The following is an 18,006-nucleotide window of genomic DNA, read 5'->3' as shown; positions in this document are numbered from 1 at the left end:
GTGGAATGACCCAAGCGTCCTCAAAGCCGTCCGCGTCACCTGATCGCCGCGCGATCATCACCGAGGCCCTGCGCAAGATCGACGACCTGACCGCGCGGCTGGCGGCGGCGGAGAAGACCGAGACCGAACCGATCGCCGTGGTCGGCATCGGCTGCCGGCTGCCCGGCGGCGTCGACAACGCCGACGACTTCTGGAAGTTGTTGTGCGACGGCGAGAGTGGCGTCATTCGGGTGCCCGCCGACCGGTGGGATGCCGACGAGTTCTACTCGCCGGACTACAGCGTGCCGGGCACGATCGTCAACCGCGAGGGCGGCTTCCTGACGTCGTGGCAGCCGGATGAGTTCGACGCCGAATTCTTCTCGATCGCACCGCGCGAGGCCGCGGCGATGGATCCGCAGCAGCGCCTGCTCCTCGAGCTCGCGTGGGAGGCGCTGGAGGACGCCGGCATCAATCCGCGCACGCTGCGCGGGTCATCGACCGGTGTGTTCATCGGGATGACCACCAACGACTACTACCACTCGATCGTCGGCAAGCTGGCGCCCGAGGACATCGACCCCTACATCCCGTTCGGCAACGCCCCGAACTTTGCTGCGGGCCGGCTGTCGTATTTCCTCGGGGTGCGCGGCCCAGCGGTGGTGAGCGACACCGCGTGCTCGTCGTCGCTGGTGTCGATCCATCTGGCGTGCCAGAGTCTGCGCCGCGGTGAGAGCGACCACGCGCTGGCCGCCGGGGTGAACCTGATTCTGTCCCCGGAGAACAACATCGCCTGCTCGCGCTGGGGCATGCTGGCGCCGGACGGCAAGTGCAAGACGTTCGACGCCGACGCCGACGGTTACGTCCGCAGCGAGGGCGCCGGGGTGGTGGTGCTCAAGCGCCTCACCGATGCGCTGCGCGACGGGGACCGGGTGCTGGCCGTGGTCCGCGGATCCGCCGTCAACCAGGATGGTGCGAGCAGCGGCCAGACCGTGCCCAACGGCCCCGCCCAGCAGGAACTGATGCGCAAGGCGCTGCAGACCTCCCGGCTGGAGCCGTCGGACATCGACTACGTCGAGGCACACGGCACCGGCACCTCACTGGGCGACCCGATCGAACTCGACGCACTGGCGGCCGTGTACGGCGACCGCAAGGACTCGGCGCCGCTGGTGCTCGGCTCGGTGAAGACCAACCTCGGCCATCTGGAGTCGGCGGCCGGCGTCACCGGGTTCATCAAGACCGTGCTGAGCGTGCACCATGGCTCCATCCCCAAGCAGCTGCACTTCAACACGCTGACCCCGCAGGCCGGTGAGGGCGCGCAGAAATTCCGGATCGCGTCGGAGCACCTCCAGTGGCCTGCCCTGCAGCGCCCGCGCCGCGCCGCGGTGTCGTCGTTCGGCGTCAGCGGCACCAACGCCCACATAGTGATCGAGCAGGCCCCGGAGGTCGCCGAACCGGTTGCCGCGCAACCGGAACCGTCCGTGAGCACGCTGGTCGTCACCGGTAAGACGCCGGCCCGTGTCGCGTCGCTGGCCGGACGGCTGGCCGACTGGCTGCAGTCACCGGAGTCCGCCGGGATCGGTCTGGCCGACGTCGCGGCCACCTTGAATCACCGCCGTGCCCAGCACGCCAGGTTCGCCACCGTCACCGCCGCCGACCGCGACCAGGCCGTCGCCGGGCTGCGCGCGCTGGCCGAGGGCTACCCGGCCCCCGGCGTGGTGCCGGTCCACGACGGCCCGTGCGGTTCGGGGACGGTGTTCGTCTACTCCGGGCAGGGATCGCAGTGGGCCGGCATGGGCCGGCGGCTGCTCGCCGAGGAGCCGGCGTTCGCCGCCGCCGTCGACGAACTGGAGCCCGATTTCGCCGCCCAGGCCGGGTTCTCGCTGCGCGACGTGCTGACCAGCGGTGAGACCGTGGTCGGCATCGACCGCATCCAGCCGGTGCTGGTCGGGGTGCAGCTGGCGCTGACCAAGCTGTGGCAGTCCTACGGCGTCACGCCCGACGCGGTGATCGGCCATTCGATGGGAGAGGTCACCGCCGCGGTGGTGTCCGGCGCGCTGCGCCCGGCCGACGGCCTGAAGGTGATCGCGACCCGGTCGCGGCTGATGAAGCGGCTGTCGGGACAGGGGGCGATGGCGCTGCTCGAGCTCGACGCCCAGGCCGCCGAGAAGCTGATCGCCGGATATTCCGGCCTGACCGTGGCGGTGTACGCCTCGCCGAACCAGACCGTGATCGCGGGCCCGCCCGACCAGGTCGATGCCGCGATCGCCGAGGTCGACAAGCTCGACAAGCTGGCCCGCCGCGTGGAGGTCGACGTCGCGTCGCACCACCCGATCATCGACCCGATCCTCGACGACCTGCGCGCCGAGCTGGCCGATCTGCAGCCCAGGCAGCCCAGCATTCCGGTGATCGTCACCACCGACGAACGCCCGACCGACGGCAGCAACGTGTTCGACGCCGGGCACTGGGTGGCCAACCTGCGCAACCCGGTGCGGTTCGCCCGCGCGGTGGCCACCGCCGGCGCCGACAAGGCCGTGTTCGTCGAGGTGAGCCCGCACCCGCTGCTCAGCCATGCGATCAAGGACACGCTCGCGGGCACGCACCACCACAGCATCGCCACGCTGCAGCGTGACACCAACGACACGGTCACCTTCCACACCAACCTCAACGCCACCCACACGGTGCGCCCACCGAAGACACCGCAGCGCGCGACCCGCGTGCAGCTTCCGACCACCCCGTGGCACCACGCCCATCACTGGATTCACACCGCTGCCGCGGAATCGGTGCGGCACAAGCACAACGGAGCCGACGTCGCGCCGGCCGAGGGGGAACAGCACGCGTGGTTCCACCGGCTGAGCTGGCCGGTTCGTGACCTGCCCGCCGGCGGGCCCGACGTCGGGTGGCTGGTGCTGGCCGACGACGCCGACACCGACCTGGCCGACCTGCTGGGTGCGGGCTCGCGGACGCTGCCGTTGTCGGTGCTCGACGACGCGGACGCCGTGCGGGCGGCGCTGCCCGGCGTCGAGCACGTCGTGTACGCACCGCCGGTCGCGGCGCGGCGCTTCGACGCCGCGCCGAGCTATACGACATTCCACCAGTTGCGCCGGCTCGTGGTCGCGTTGTCCGAAACGGCCGAAGCACCAAGACTTTTCGTCGTGACCCGGAATGCCCAGCCGGTTGCCGACGGCGAGCGGGCGAACCCGGCGCACGCCGTGCTGTGGGGGCAGGGCCGCACCCTGGCCCTGGAGCACCCGGAGTTCTGGGGCGGCCTCATCGACGTCGACGAGGCCCTGCCGGCCGAGCTGCTCGCGCAGTATTTGCGCGCCGAGGCCACGGCGCTGTCGTCTACCGACTCCGACCGCGACGATCAGGCTGTCTACCGCGGCGCGGAGCGTCGTGTTCCGCGACTGGTCCCGCACCCGCTGCCGGCCGTGTCGCTGACCCGACTGGAGAGCGGCACCAGCCATCTGGTCGTCGGCGCCACCGGCAACGTGGGGCCGTACCTGATCCGTCAGCTCGCCGACATGGGCGCCTCGACGGTGGTGGCGGTGTCCCGCCGGGGCGGGTCGCAGCTCGCCGAGCTGGCCGAGGAGCTGTCCGCCCGCGGGACCACGCTGGTCGAGGTCGCCGCCGACGCGTCCGACGAGTCGTCGATGGCCGCGGTGTTCGACCGCTTCGGCGCGGACCTTCCCCCGCTGGACGGCGTGTACCTGGCTTCGCTGGCCGGTGGTGAGGCGCTGCTGGCCGACATGACCGACGACGACCTGCGCCCGATGTTCGCGGCGAAGGTCGACGCCGCGGCGGTGCTGCACAAACTGTCGCTGCGCACCCCGGTGCGCCGCTTCGTGCTGTTCTCCTCGATCACGGGCCTGCTGGGGTCCCGGGCGGTCGGCCACTACACGGCGGCCAACGCGTTCGCCGACGCCTTCGCCCATGCGCGGCGGGCCCTCGGGCTGCCGGCGACCGTCGTCGACTGGGGCTTGTGGAAGTCGTGGTCGGACGCCCAGCCCCAGATGAAGGCCGCCGGGCTGGAACCGATGCCCAACGACGTGGCGATCAAGATGCTGCCCGCGGTGCTCAGCCCGGACGCCGCGGTGCAGACCGTGGTGGCCGGCGCCGACTGGGCGCGGCTGGCCGACGCGTACCGGATGCGCGCCTCGGTGAAGGTGCTCGACCACCTGGTGTCCGGGCCGGGCGACGACGCCGACCTCAGCGCCGTGGCGGCGCCCGCCTGGGGCACCGTGCTCGGCGAGCCGGTCGAGGGCACCTCGCATGACCGCCTGTGGCGCGCCAGGGTTCTGCCCGGCCAGCGCTCGTACCCGGTCGCGCACCGTGTCCGCGGTGTCGAGGTGGTGCCGGTTTCGGTTCTGCTGCAGACACTTTCGGCCGCAGCGGCGCAGCTCGCGGGCCCAGGCTCAAGTGGCGGTCCGACCGTCGCGGTCGGCGATGTGCGGTTCGAGTACCCGATCGTCGCCGATCAGCCCAAGGTCATCCACGTGGTGGCCGACGGCAACGCGCTGACGGTGTGGTCCAGCGCGGGGCCCGACAGCCCGGAACAGCGCTGGACCCGGCACGCGAGTGCCGAGCTGGCCGACGCGCCGGCCGGACAGCTGCGCGGTGACCAGGGCGCGAGCGGCACGGCGTTCGATGACGCGGCGATCGCCGAGATGCAGAGCGCACTGGGCGTGGAGGGGCAGCCGTTCGAGTGGACGGTCTCGGACTGCACCGCCACCCCCGCCGGGGCGCGCGCCGACGTCACGCTGCCCGACCGGACCGAATCGCCGGCGGCCGCCCTGGTGGACGCCGCGGTGCACGTGGCCCGCCTGGCCGACGCCGACACCGCGCAGCTGCTGCTGCCCGCCGGCGCCGAGACTCTCGCGGTCGCCGCATCGGTGGGCACCAACGGCGTCGTCGAGGCTTACCGGCGCTCCGGTGATGGAGACACTCTGGTGGTCGACGTCGCGGTCAGGAGCGCCGACGGCACCGTGTGGGTGGACATCCGCGGCCTGTCGTACACCCCGGTGGAGTCCGCACCCGCCCCGGCGGCCGGCGAGCACGACGCGGGCGCAGCCGAATTCGTCGACTGGTCGGCCATGAACCGGCAGCAGACCATCGCCGAACTGCGCACCAGGCTGCGCTCCATCCTGGCGCGCGAGCTCGGGATGCCGGAGAACGCGGTCGATGTCGACATGCCGTTCCCGGAGCTGGGCCTGGACTCGATGATGGCGATGAACCTGCTGCGCGACGCCAAGGCACTGGTCCGCGTGGATCTGTCGGCGACGATGCTGTGGAACCACCCGTCGATCTCGCAGATGTCGGACTTCGTCGCCGACCTGCTCGCACCGCTTCAGAGCGCGGCCGACGAACCCGAACCCGAAGAACCCGAGGACGATCCAGACTCGTTCAGCGTGCTTGACGAGCTGTTCTCTTCCGTCGAGTCGGCGAACGCCGGCAGTGAGGGATCCATCTGATGAAGACCACGTTCGACCGGATCGCGGCTATGTCGGCCGAACAGCGCGGCAAGCTGGCCGAGCAGTTCGAGAAGGCCTCCCGGGTGGCCGGGGCGGAGCCGATCGCGGTGGTCGGTATCGGCTGCCGGTTCCCCGGCGGCGTGACCGGCCCCGACAGCTACTGGGAGCTGCTGGAGAACGGTGTGGACGCCGTCACCGAGGTGCCGAAGGACCGGTGGGACGGCGACGCGTTCTACGACCCGGACCCGATGGCGCCGGGCCGCATGCCCACCAAGTGGGGCGCCTACCTCGACGACGTTGCCGGTTTCGACGCCGAGTTCTTCGGCATCACGCCCCGCGAGGCTGCCGCGATGGACCCGCAGCAGCGGGTGCTGCTCGAAGTGGCCTGGGAGGCGCTGGAGAACGCCGGCCTGGCGCCGGACACCCTCGGCGAGACGCGCACCGCCGTGATGATGGGCGTCTACTACACCGAGTATCAGAACTCGTCGGCGGGCAACCCGGACACCATCGACGCGTACTCGGCGACGGGCAACGCGCACAGCGTCACCGTCGGCCGGATCGCCTACCTGCTGGGGCTCAAGGGCCCCGCCGTAGCGGTCGACACCGCGTGCTCGTCGTCGCTGGTGTCGATCCACCTGGCCTGCCAGAGCCTGCGGATGCGGGAGAGCGACCTGGCGCTGGCCGGTGGGGTCAGCCTGAATCTGCGTCCGGAAACCCAACTGGCCCTTGCCAAGTGGGGCATGCTGTCCCCGCACGGCAAGTGCCACGCCTTCGATTCGCGTGCCGACGGCTTCGTCCGCGGAGAAGGCGCCGGCGTGGTCGTGCTCAAGCGGCTGACCGACGCGGTGCGTGACGGTGACCGTGTGGTCGGTGTGGTGCGCGGTTCGGCGGTAAACCAGGACGGCCGCTCCAACGGCCTGACCGCGCCGAACGCCCCGTCGCAGCGCGACGTGATCACCCGGGCGCTGAAATCCGCCGACGTGACCGCCGCGTCCGTGAACTACATCGAAACCCACGGCACCGGAACGGGTCTGGGCGATCCGATCGAGTTCGACGCGCTGGCCGCGGTGTACGGCAAGGGCGATGTGCCGTGCGCGCTCGGCGCCGTCAAGACCAATATGGGCCACCTCGAGGCGGCCGCCGGCGTGGCCGGCTTCATCAAGACCGTGCTGACGCTGCAGCACGGCAAGATCGCGCCGAACCTGAACTTCGAGAAGTGGAACCCCCAGATCGACCCGAAGCCGACGCGGCTGTTCGTGCCGACGGAAGCGGGGGAGTGGCCCAAGAGCGAGCATCCCCGCCGCGCCGCGGTGTCCTCGTTCGGCATGGGCGGGACCAACGCCCACATCGTGCTGGAGCAGGGCCCCGAGCCGGTCCCGGCCGCCGACGCGGCGCAAGGCGTGGTCACGCTGGTGGTCTCCGGCAAGACTCTCGCCCGGCTGGCCGCCTCCGCCGGATCGCTGGCCGACTGGCTGGAGGGGGACGGCGCGACCGCGCCGCTGGTCGACGTCGCCTACACCGTCAACCACCACCGCAGCCGCCACCAGACCATCGCCACCGTGTGCGCCCGGACCCACGCCGAGGCGGTCACCGGCCTGCGCGCGCTGGCCGACGGGCGCCCCGCGCCGGGCGTGATCGGCGCCCACGACGCCCGCAGCGGCGCGGGCAAGGGCGTGGTGTTCCTGTACTCCGGTCAGGGCGCGCAGTGGGCCGGCATGGGCAAGGCCCTGCTGGCCGAGGAGCCCGCGTTCGCCAAGGCCGTCGACGAACTCGAACCGGCGTTCGTCGACAAGGTCGGGTTCTCGCTGCGCCAGACGCTGGAGACCGGTGAGCCGGTCGTCGGCATCGACCGCATCCAGCCCGTTCTGGTCGGAATGCAGCTGGCGCTGACCGAGTTGTGGCGGTCCTACGGCGTGGAACCCGACGCGGTGATCGGCCACTCGATGGGTGAGGCCACCGCCGCGGTGGTCGCCGGGGTGCTCACCCCGGCCGAGGGTTTCGACGTCATCGCCACCCGGACCCGGCTGATGAAGCGGTTGTCCGGGCAGGGCGCGATGGCGCTGCTCGAGCTCGACGCCCAGGCCACCGAGAAGCTGATCGCCGACCGGCCCGACGTGACGATTGCGGTGTACGCGTCGCCGAAGCAGACGGTCATCGCCGGCCCGCCCGAGCAGGTCGACGAACTCGTCGCCGCGGTCGACGCGCAGGGCAAGCTGGCCCGGCGCGTCGAGGTGGACGTCGCATCCCACCATCCGACGATCGACCCGGTGCTGCCCGAACTGCGGGAGGCGCTGGCCTACCTGAAGCCCGCGGCGCCGAAGATCCCGCTGGTCTCCACCGTCGCGTACACCGGTGCCGCGCCGATGTACTCGGCCGACTATTGGGCGGCCAACCTGCGCAACCCGGTGCGGTTCTCCCAGGCCGTGCACGAGGCCAGCGCCGACCACAGCAACTTCATCGAGATAAGCCCGCATCCGCTGCTGACGCATGCGATTTCGGACACCCTCGCCGCGCAGTCCACCAGCCGCAAGTACCACGTGGGGGCGACCGTGAACCGGGACCAGCCCGAGACGCTGGCCTTCCACGCGCAGCTGGCCGCGGTGCGTCCGCCGGCGGTGAAGGAGCCCGAGGGCGCCACCGGCGCGCTGGTGGACGTGCCGCCGACCGCGTGGCAGCATTCGCCGTACTGGATGGCGGATCGCTCTGCGACGCAGGGCTTTTCGGGTGCGCACCCGCTGCTGGGGTTGCACGTGGAGCTGCCGGCGGGCTCCGGTCATGTGTGGCAGTCCGACGTGGGTCTGCAGGCACATCCCTGGCTGGCCGACCACATCGTGCACGGGCTGGCGGTGATGCCGGGCGCCGGTTTCGCCGAGATCGCGCTGGCCGCCGGACGCGAGGCGCTGGGCCTGCCGGCGACCGGGGTCGAGGTGGCCGTCGAGGTCGAGCAGATGCTGCCGCTCGACGAGCGCACCAGGCTGACCACCCAGCTCTCCGGAGGTGAGGACGGCGCGCTGCGCGTCGAGATCCACTCGCGTTCCGATGCGGGCACCTGGACCCGGCACGCGGTGGGCTCGGTGAAAGCCGCCCAAGACGACGCGGTCCCGGCCAAGGTGGTGCCCGCCGCCGACGGCACGCCGGTGTCGCCGTCGGAGTTCTACGCCGCGGTGCGCCGCACCGGCGCCCACCACGCGCACGCGTTCGCCGCGCTGACCCGCATCGTGCGGTCGTCCGGCAAGGCCGACACCGAGATCGTGCTGCCCGACGAGGCCACCCCGCACCGCGGCATCGCGTTGCATCCGGTGATGCTCGACGCGGCGCTGCAGGGCCTGGCCGCCGCGATGAGCGACGAGACCCTGTCGGAATCCACCGATGTCACCTACCTGCCGGTCGGTTTCGGGTCGATCCGGGTGTACGGGCAGATCGGCAGGCGGGCCACGTGCCGCGCCGAACTGGTCGGCGTGGTCGAGGACAGCGGCGACGCGATGGGCCGCGTCACCCTCACCGACGACACCGGTACCGTGCTGGCCCAGGTCAACGACGTGCACCTGAAGCGCATCCAGCGCCGCACCGTGCCACTTCCGTTGTCGCAGAAGATCTTCGACTCGCGCTGGGTCGAATCTCCGGCCCCGGCCGGCAGCCCGGTCAGCGGAAGCTGGCTGGCGCTGGCCGACGGCGAGGCCGGGAAGGCCGGCGCACAGGAGTTCGCGAGCCGGTTCGGCGCCGACACCCGCCGGGTGATCACCGCCGACCTCGGCGACGAAGCCGCGGTGCGTGAGGCGTTCGCGACCGCGACGGCCGATCCCGACCTCCCGCCCGCCGGGGTGGTCGTGTTCACGACGAACCCGGCCTTCGACGGCGGCGACGCCGCCGGCGGCCTGGAGCACGCCCGGGACGTGATCTGGGGTGTGGCGGGCACCGTGCGCGCGATCGTCGGCAGCTGGCACGGCAAGGCGCCGCGGCTGTGGCTGGTGACCCAAGGCGGTTTGGTCGTCTCCGACGACGAAGGCGGCCAGGGCAATCCGGGCGCGAACAGCCTCAAGGGCCTGGCCCGGGTGCTGGCCTACGAGCATCCGGACCTCAAGACCACGCTGCTCGACACGGGCGGCGACGACGCGGCGCTGGTCACCGAGATCGAAACGAACGGCGCAGACGATGTGATCGCCTGGCGCGGCGGCACCCGGTTCGTCGAGCGGCTCTCCCGCGCCAGCCTGCCCGCCACCCCGGGACAGCTCGTGGTGCGCTCCGACGGTGCCTACGTCGTCACCGGCGCGCTCGGCGGTGTCGGCATGTCCGTGGTGCGCTGGCTCGTCGACAACGGCGCCGGCCGGCTGGTGCTCAACGGCCGCAGCGGGCCGTCCGACGAGGTGCAGTCGGCGCTCGACGAACTGTCGGGGCGCGCCGAGATCGTCGTCGTCACCGGAGACATCGCCGTCCCGGGCGTCGCCGAGCGGCTGGTCGCCGCCGCCGAAGAGACCGGAAAGCCGCTGCGCGGCGTGATCCACTCGGCCGCCGTGCTGGAGGACGAGATCTTCGTCGGCCTCACCCGCGAGAGCCTGGACAAGATCTGGGCCCCGAAGGCGGCCGGTGCGCTGCGCCTGCACGAGGTCACCGCCGACAAGGACCTCGACTGGTGGGTGGGCTTCTCCTCGATCGTGTCGCTGCTGGGATCTCCCGGCCAGGCCGCGTACGCGTGCGCGAACGCATGGCTGGACGGGCTGGTCGCGTGGCGCCGTGCGGCGGGGCTGCCGGGGATCGCGATCAACTGGGGCCAGTGGGCCGACGTGGGTCTGGCCAGCACGCTGCGGTTCTCGGTGCTCGACCCGATCACCCCGGCCGAGGGCGTCGACGCGCTCGGCGGCGTGATGGCCGCCGGCTTCTCGCGGGTGGGCATCGCCCGGCTGCGGCTGGACCGCGCCGCGGCGGCGTTCCCGGAGATCCACCAGATCGGCTTCTTCGCCGACCTGGTGGGTGAGCTGCAGACCGACGACGTCGACGAGGACTGGGGCGGCGCCGAGGCGCTCAAGGCGCTGGACGCCGCCGAGGTCAACCGGGTCGTGGTGGCGCGGCTGCGTCGCCGTATCTCGGCGATCATGGGCTACTCCGACGACAGCGCGGTCGACGTCGCGCAGCCGCTGACCGAGCTGGGTCTGGATTCGCTGATGGCGGTCCGGATGCGCAACACCATCCGCGGCGACTTCGGCGTGGAGCCGCCGGTGGCTCTGCTGCTGCAGGGCGCTACGCTGTCCGATCTCGCGCTCGATCTGATCCGTCAGCTCGGGCTCGAGGAGCAGGAGTCTGCCGAGCGCCCGAACGCCCTGCGCGAACGGGCACAACAGCGGGCCGCGGCGCGGCAACGAGCCGCATCGCGGCGGAAAGTGGGACCACGATCGTGACCAGCGGTGCCTTGAACAACGCCGACGAACATGACCGAGAGTTGCCTGACAATGCGATCGCGGTCATCGGCATGGCCGGCAAGTTCCCGGGCGCGGGGTCGGTGTCGGAGTTCTGGCGCAACCTGCGGGGCGGAGTCGAGTCGATCGTCGACCTCTCCGAGGACGAGCTGCTCGCCAACGGTGTGACCGAGAAGGCGCTGTCCAACCGCGGCTACGTGCGGCGGGCCGGGCTGATGCCGGGTATCGAGGAGTTCGATGCCGACTTCTTCGGCTTCACGCCGTACGCGGCGCGGATGCTCGATCCGCAGCACCGGCTGTTCCTGCAGGCGGTGTTCCACGCGCTGGAAGACGCCGGCTACGACCCGAAGGAGCTGGAGTCCACCGTCGGCGTGTTCGGCACCAGCAGCTCGAGCGGCTACCTGCTGCACAACCTGATGTCGAACTTCGACCCGATGTTGGTGATCGGGCAGGGCGCCAGCTTCGAGATGGTCAACCTGTCGCTGCAGAACGACAAGGACCACCTGGCCACCCGGGTGGCCCACCAGTTCGACTTCCGCGGCCCGGCGCTGTCGGTGGCCACGGCGTGTTCGTCGTCGCTGGTGGCGGTGCACCTGGCCTGTCAGTCCATCCTCAACGGCGAGTGCGACATCGCGCTGGCCGGCGGTTCCTCGCTGCGCATCCCGCACCACGTCGGTTACTGGTACGAGCAGGGCGCGATGGTCTCGCCGACCGGACAGTGCCGCCCGTTCGACGTGCGGTCCGACGGCACGATCTTCGCCAGCGGCGTCGGTGTGGTGGTGCTCAAGGCCCTGGCCGACGCCGTCGAGGACGGCGACCACATCCACGCGGTGATCCGCGGTTCGGCGCTGAACAACGACGGTTCGACCAAGATGACCTACGCCGCGCCGAACGCGCTGGGCCAGGCCGAGGTCATCGCCGAGGCGCACGCGATCGCCGGGGTGGACGCGTCGACGATCACCTACGTGGAGACCCACGGCACGGGCACCCCGCTGGGTGACCCGATCGAGATCGAGGGGCTGCGCCAGGCGTTCGATCTGGCCGAGGAAACCCGTAGCGCGCCTTGCTATCTGGGCTCGGTGAAGTCCAACATCGGCCACCTGGAGACCGCCGCGGGCATCGCGGGCCTGATCAAGGCGATCCTGTGCCTGGAGCACAAGGCGATCCCGGCCACGCTGCACTACACCAGTCCGAACCCCGAGTTGCACATCGACCGCGGACCGTTCCGCATCCGCAGCCAGGACGGGCCATGGGAATCCGACGGCATCCGCCGCGCGGGTGTGAGCTCGTTCGGTGTCGGCGGCACCAACGCCCACGTCATCCTCGAAGAGGCGCCGTACACCCCGGCGCCGGCGCCCGCGCCGTCCCGGCCGCAGGTGCTGGTGCTGTCGGCGCGCACCGAAGAGGCCCTCGACCAGTCGCGGGCGGCGCTGGCGGCTCACCTTGCCGCGTCGGACGAGGCCGGTGACGAGGTCAGCCTGCCCGACGCCGCGTACACGCTGAACCGCCGGCGCAAGGAGCCGCTGCGGCTCGCCGCCGTGGTGCACGATGCGGCCGATGCCGCGACGGTGCTGTCGGCCTCTCACTCAGACGGGGCGACCGACAACGTGTTCGTCGGCCAGGCGGTGTCCGACGCCGACGGCTCGGCTGAGCGGGTCGCGTTCCTGTTCCCGGGGCAGGGCGCCCAGCACGTCGGCATGGCCCGCGGGCTGTACGACAGCGAGCCGGTGTTCGCCCGCCACTTCGACGAGTGCGCGAGCGCGTTCAGCGACGAGATGGGTTACGACCTGCGCGCCGAGATCTTCGACGGGGTGGGCCGCAACCTGGAGCACACCGACCGGGCCCAGCCGGCGCTGTTCACCGTCGAGTACGCGCTGGCCAGGCTGGTGCAGTCCTACGGTGTCGAACCGGCGATCATGGCCGGGCACAGCATCGGCGAGTACCCGGCGGCCACCATCGCCGGCGTGTTCGACCTCGACACCGCGGTCAAGGTGGTGTCCAAGCGCGCCAAGCTGATGCACGCCGCCCCGCGCGGGGTGATGGTCGCGGTGCCGCTGAGCCCTGCGGCGGTCGCCGAACACCTGACGCCGGACGTCGACGTCGCGACAATCAACGATCCGGGCAGCTGCGTGGTGGCCGGCAGCGAGGACGCGATCCGGACCTTCCAGGCCGCGCTGGCCGAGAAGGGCGTCGCGGCCCGGCGGGTGCGCACCTCGCACGCGTTCCACTCCCGGCTGATGGATCCCGTCGTCGCCGAGTTCGGCGCCTTCCTGTCCGGGGTGACGCTGCGCGAACCCCAGATCCCGTTGCTGTCCAACATCACCGGGACCACGATGACGGCGGCCGAGGCCACCAACCCGGCGACGTGGGCCCGCCAGATCCGGGCCACCGTCCGCTTCGCCGACGAGCTCGACGCGCTGCTGACCGCGCCGGACCGCGTGCTGGTCGAGGTGGGCCCCGGCGGCACGCTGACGTCGTCGGCCGGGCGCCACCCGAAGTGGGGTGAGCGCCACCGCGCCGTGCGGCTGATGCGGCACCAGGCGCAGAACCGCAACGACCACGACACGTTCCTGCTCGCGCTGGGCCAGCTGTGGGCGGCCGACGTCGAGGTGGACTTCGACCAGGGCACCGAGGCACAGCACACGCTGGTCACGCTTCCCGGTTATCCGTTCGCCAAGCAGCGTCACTGGGTGGAGCACAACGCCAACGCCGCGTGGCTGGCCGGCGGAGCCGGCGGCAACGGGATGACCGCCGCGGCGGCCTCGGCCGGTGCGGCCCCCGCGGCGGCCGGCGGCGGGTCGACGGTGGAAGCCAAGCTGCAACGCATCTGGGGGCAGTGCCTGGGCCTGTCGAACATCGACCGCAACGCGAACTTCTTCGAGATCGGCGGCGACTCGCTGATCGCGATCAGCGTCGCGATGACCGCGGGCCACGAGGGCCTGGACCTGACGCCGCAGGATCTCTACGAGAACCAGACGGTGTCGTCGCTGGCCAAGGTGCTCACCGCGCGCTACGCCGAGGGCGGCCTGGCCCGCCAGACGCTCGACGATGCGGTGCACCCGCCGGTCCCGCCGAACGTGGCGTACTTCCTCGAGCACGGCCTGCGCGACATCGGACGCTGGCGCATCCCGGTGATCCTCGGGCTGCGCCCCGATGTCGGCGAGGACGACGTACGCGCGGTGCTGACCGCGGTCACCGACGCCCACGACGCGCTGCGCGTACACCTGGTGGAGCGGGCCGGCACCTGGGATCAGCGCATCGCCGAGCCCGCCGAGTTCACCGAGCTGGTTTCCCGGCAGCTGCCCGACGGGGTGGCCCAGGGCAGCCCGCAGGAGCGGGAGGCGGTGCTGGCGTTCCTCGACGAGCAGGTGCGCGAGCACCAGGTGGTGGTGCCGCTGACCGCGACGTTCATCCGCGGCGCGGCCGGCAGTGCGTCGTATCTGGCGCTGAGCCTGCACGGCATCGCCGGCGATGACGTATCGCGCGACGTGCTGCTCACCGACATCTTCACCGCGTTCAGCCAGCGGATGGCCGGCGAGGAGATCGCGCTGGCGCCCGTCCCGGCGTCGTGGCGGGAATGGTCGCAGCGCTGCGCGGGGCTGGCCAGCCATCCGGCGGTGCTCGACAGCCGCGACTACTGGTTCGAGACCGCGCGCAGGTCTACGCTCAGCGTGGCCGGGCCGGAACCGGGTGAGCGTCCCGGCGCCGACGACGTGGCCCGGATGTCGACCGCGCTGTCGGCGACCGAGACCGGCGAGATCGACGACGCCCGGCGGCGGTTGCGCCTCCCGGTCGAGGAGATCCTGCTGGCCGCCCTCGGCCGTGCGGTCGCCGCGACGGTAGGAGAGGGCGCGGTGACCGTCGATCTCGGCGGCCGCGGCCGCTCGGTGCTCAAGCCGGACGTCGACCTGCAGCGCACGGTGGGTTGGTTCACCACCGTCCACCCGGTGGTGTTGTCGGCGTCCACGCACCGTTCGGCCACCCAGTCCCTCGACGAGGTGCGGGAGACGCTCAAGGCGGTTCCGCACTACGGCATCGGCTACGGCCTGCTGCGCTACCTGTACGCGCCGACCGCGCGCGTGCTGGGTGCCGACCGTCCCGCCGACATCCTGTTCTCGCATGTCGGCACCATCCCGGACGTGCCGGCCGAGCAGCCCGACGACGCCCCGGTGCGGTTCGACTCGGACACGGCCATGCCGATCCGCGACGCGCTGCCCGGGCTCGGGCACGCGCTGGAGCTGCGGGTCTACCGCACCGGCGGAGTGCTGCACCTGGATTGGTGGTATGACAGCCGCCGGCTCGGGCCCACCGATGTGGAATCCTTTGCCCGGCAGTACTCGACGGCGCTCCTGGAGGTCACCCGGGATGCGCTCGCCGAGGAGGAGAGCGACGCGGCCGGCGACGAGCTGGCGCTGGTCGATCTGTCGTGAGCGGTTTTCAGGAGAGCGCATGACCAGGTCCGACAAGGCGGTGGTCGTCGCCGGCATCAAGAAGTCCTTCGGCTCCGTCCAGGCGCTGCGCGACGTCAGCTTCGAGGTCGAGCGGGGCGAGGTGCTCGGTCTGCTCGGCCCCAACGGGGCCGGCAAGACCACCACCGTGAATATTCTGTCCACGTTGATCAAGCCGGACAGCGGACGCGCGCTCATCGCCGGCCACGACGTCGTCAGCGACCCCTCCGGCGTGCGGCGGGCGTTGATGCTGACCGGCCAGCACGCCGCGCTGGACGATTTGCTGACAGGTCGCGAGAACCTGCTGATGTTCGGGCGGCTGCAGGGTCTGACCAAGAAGGTGGCCAAGCAGCGGGCCCAGGAACTGCTGGAGCAGTTCGACCTGGTGCAAGCCGGTGACCGGCCCGTCGGCAACTACTCGGGCGGCATGAAGCGCCGCATCGACATCGCCTGCGGGCTGGTGGTGCGCCCGGAGGTGGTGTTCCTCGACGAGCCGACCACCGGCCTGGACCCCCGCAGCCGGCAGGCGATCTGGGAACTGGTCACCGACTTCAAAGAGGCCGGGATCGCCACGCTGCTGACCACGCAGTACCTCGAGGAGGCCGACCTCCTCAGCGACCGCATCATCGTCATCGACAAGGGCACCGCGATCGCCGAGGGCACCGCCGACCAGCTCAAGGAGCGCACCGGGGGCACCTACTGCGAGATCGTGCCCCGCCAGCTCGGCGACATTCCCGAGGTCGCCCGCATCCTCGGTCCGTTGCTGCCCGCCGCGAACCGCGCCGCGATCAGCGACTCCTCGGACCGGATCTCGATGCCGGCGCCGGACGGACCCAACACGCTGATGCAGGCGCTGCACCTGCTCAGCGAACACCACATCGAGCTGATGGACATCGCGCTGCGCCGGCCGTCCCTCGACGAGGTGTTCCTGGCGCTGACCGGGGACAGCACCCGCGGCCGGGACGGCCAGTCCGACGACCTCGTGGCCGCGGACGCGTCCGCGTGATCGACCAGTCCGCCATCCCGACGGCTGCCCGGCCGCCGGTCTCCGCGGTTCAGCAATGGTGGGTGCTCACCGTCCGGATGATCACTCCGACGCTGCGCAACGGGGAGCTGGCCACCCAGATCGTCGGCTCGATCGTGTTCACCATCGGCTACTACCTGCCGCTCAAACAGATGATGGGCGCGGTGCAGCCGCTGAGCAGCTACGCGCAGTACCTGACGCCGCTGATCGTGCTGCAGGCGATCTGGTTCGCCGCGATCTCGGCGGCGTTCCGCTCGGCGACCGACTCGGTCCAGGGCATCAACCGCCGCTTCCGGGCGATGCCGATCCCGGCGATCACCCCGCTGGCCTCCCGGATGACCGCCAGCATGTACCGCTGCTGTGTGGCGCTGGTGGTCTCGGTGGCGTGCGGCCATGTGATCGGCTTCCGGTTCGACAACGGCGTGCCGGGCCTCGTCGGCTTCGTCGCGCTGGTGCTGCTGATCGGCGCCGCGCTTGCGCTGATCGGCGACCTGATCGGCATCGCGACCCAGAATCCGGAGGCGACCGCGCCCATGATGCTGATCCCGCAGCTGACGCTCGGGCTGGCGTCGGTGGGTCTGCAGCCGGTCGAACGGTTCCCGGACTGGATCCAGGGCTTCGTCCGCAATCAGCCGCTGTCGCAGTGGGTCTACGCGCTGCAGGCCCTGGCCGGTGACAGCTCCGGTGCCGCGCCGGAGGCGAACTGGTCGGTGCTGTTCCCGGCGGTCGCGTGGGCGGTCGGCTGCATCGTCGTGGCGCTCACCCTGCACCTGTGGGTGACCAGGAAACGGCGGTCGGAATGACGCTGGAATCCTCGGAGCCCCTGGTGACCGCCCCGTACCGTCCCGGTGGCAGGCACCGCCGGGAGAAGATCTGGGAGAACTCGCCGAAGCGGCTGCTGCCGCAGGTAGGTGTGCTGACCTGGCGCATCCTGCGCCGCTGGAGCCGCGACCCGGCCACGCTCGTGCAGTCCTTCGTGATGCCCGCGGCGTTCCTGGTGGCCCTGGACATCGTGCTGGGCGACGTGCTCGAAGAGGTCACCGGGCACAGCGGCCTCTACGGCCAGGTGCCGCTGGTCGCCCTGGTCGGCGGAATGACGGGGGCGATCATCGGCGCGGTCGGCATCATGCGCGAGCGGGAAGTCGGGTTGCTGTCGCGCTTCTGGGTCGTCCCCGTGCACCGGGCCGCGGGCCTGCTGTCGCGGCTGGCCGCCGACTTCGTCCGCATCGTGGTGATCACGCTGGTGGTGATGTGCGTCGGCCTGGCTCTCGGGTTCCGGTTCGAACAGGGCGTCCTCGCCGCGATCCTGTGGGTGTTCATGCCCGCGCTGTTCGGGGTCGCGTTGTCGGCGGCGGTGCTGACGCTGGCACTGTTCTCGTCGAACACGATAGTGCCGCAGGCCACCGAGATCGTCATCGCGATGCTGATGTTCTTCTCGATCGGGTTCGTGCCCCTGGACCAGTACCCGGAATGGCTGCAACCGATCGTCGAGCATCAACCGGTCAGCTATACGATCGAGGCCATGCGGGGCCTGTCCCTGGAGGGCCCGATCGCCGAGCCCGTGCTGTTCTCGGTGTTGTGGGCGGCCGGGATCGCCGCGGTGTGCGCGGTGCCCCTGGCGATCGGATACCGCAAGGCCAGCAAGCGTGGCTGACGGGCCCGTGAGACCCACCGAGACC

At 71.3% G+C, this 18,006-nt stretch carries 6 protein-coding genes; all 6 read left to right on the top strand.

What is annotated here, in order from left to right:
* Window positions 1–5 precede the first annotated feature (5 nt).
* From ACXMYJ_RS00910 to ACXMYJ_RS00885, 6 genes are read left to right on the top strand one after another with little or no spacing between them, the layout of a single operon-like run.
* Window positions 6–5,444, top strand: coding sequence for a type I polyketide synthase (locus ACXMYJ_RS00910; RefSeq protein WP_460353298.1), 5,439 nt, complete (start codon window positions 6–8; stop codon window positions 5,442–5,444).
* Entirely contained in the window at window positions 5,444–10,837 is a 5,394-nt protein-coding gene (locus tag ACXMYJ_RS00905; protein ID WP_460353295.1) for a type I polyketide synthase, read from the top strand. The genes ACXMYJ_RS00910 and ACXMYJ_RS00905 overlap by 1 nt, the downstream gene beginning before the upstream one ends.
* On the top strand, window positions 10,834–15,285 hold the full coding sequence (locus tag ACXMYJ_RS00900; protein WP_460353292.1) for a type I polyketide synthase: 4,452 nt from the start codon (window positions 10,834–10,836) through the stop codon (window positions 15,283–15,285). Before ACXMYJ_RS00905 ends, ACXMYJ_RS00900 begins: the two co-directional genes overlap by 4 nt.
* A 19-nt stretch (window positions 15,286–15,304) precedes the next feature.
* Window positions 15,305–16,309 carry an ATP-binding cassette domain-containing protein gene (locus tag ACXMYJ_RS00895; protein ID WP_460353289.1) on the top strand — a complete coding sequence of 335 codons (1,005 nt, stop codon included), beginning with the start codon at window positions 15,305–15,307 and terminating at the stop codon, window positions 16,307–16,309.
* Window positions 16,306–17,130 carry an ABC transporter permease gene (locus ACXMYJ_RS00890; RefSeq protein ID WP_260752679.1) on the top strand — a complete coding sequence of 275 codons (825 nt, stop codon included), beginning with the start codon at window positions 16,306–16,308 and terminating at the stop codon, window positions 17,128–17,130. The genes ACXMYJ_RS00895 and ACXMYJ_RS00890 overlap by 4 nt, the downstream gene beginning before the upstream one ends.
* Window positions 17,127–17,981, top strand: coding sequence for an ABC transporter permease (locus ACXMYJ_RS00885; protein ID WP_313901389.1), 855 nt, complete (start codon window positions 17,127–17,129; stop codon window positions 17,979–17,981). The genes ACXMYJ_RS00890 and ACXMYJ_RS00885 overlap by 4 nt, the downstream gene beginning before the upstream one ends.
* Window positions 17,982–18,006 lie beyond the last annotated feature (25 nt).

The organism is Mycobacterium sp. ZZG, from assembly GCF_054786995.1.
The sequence above is the reverse complement of the archived record's forward strand: the minus strand, read 5'-3'. Positions and strand labels throughout refer to the sequence as shown.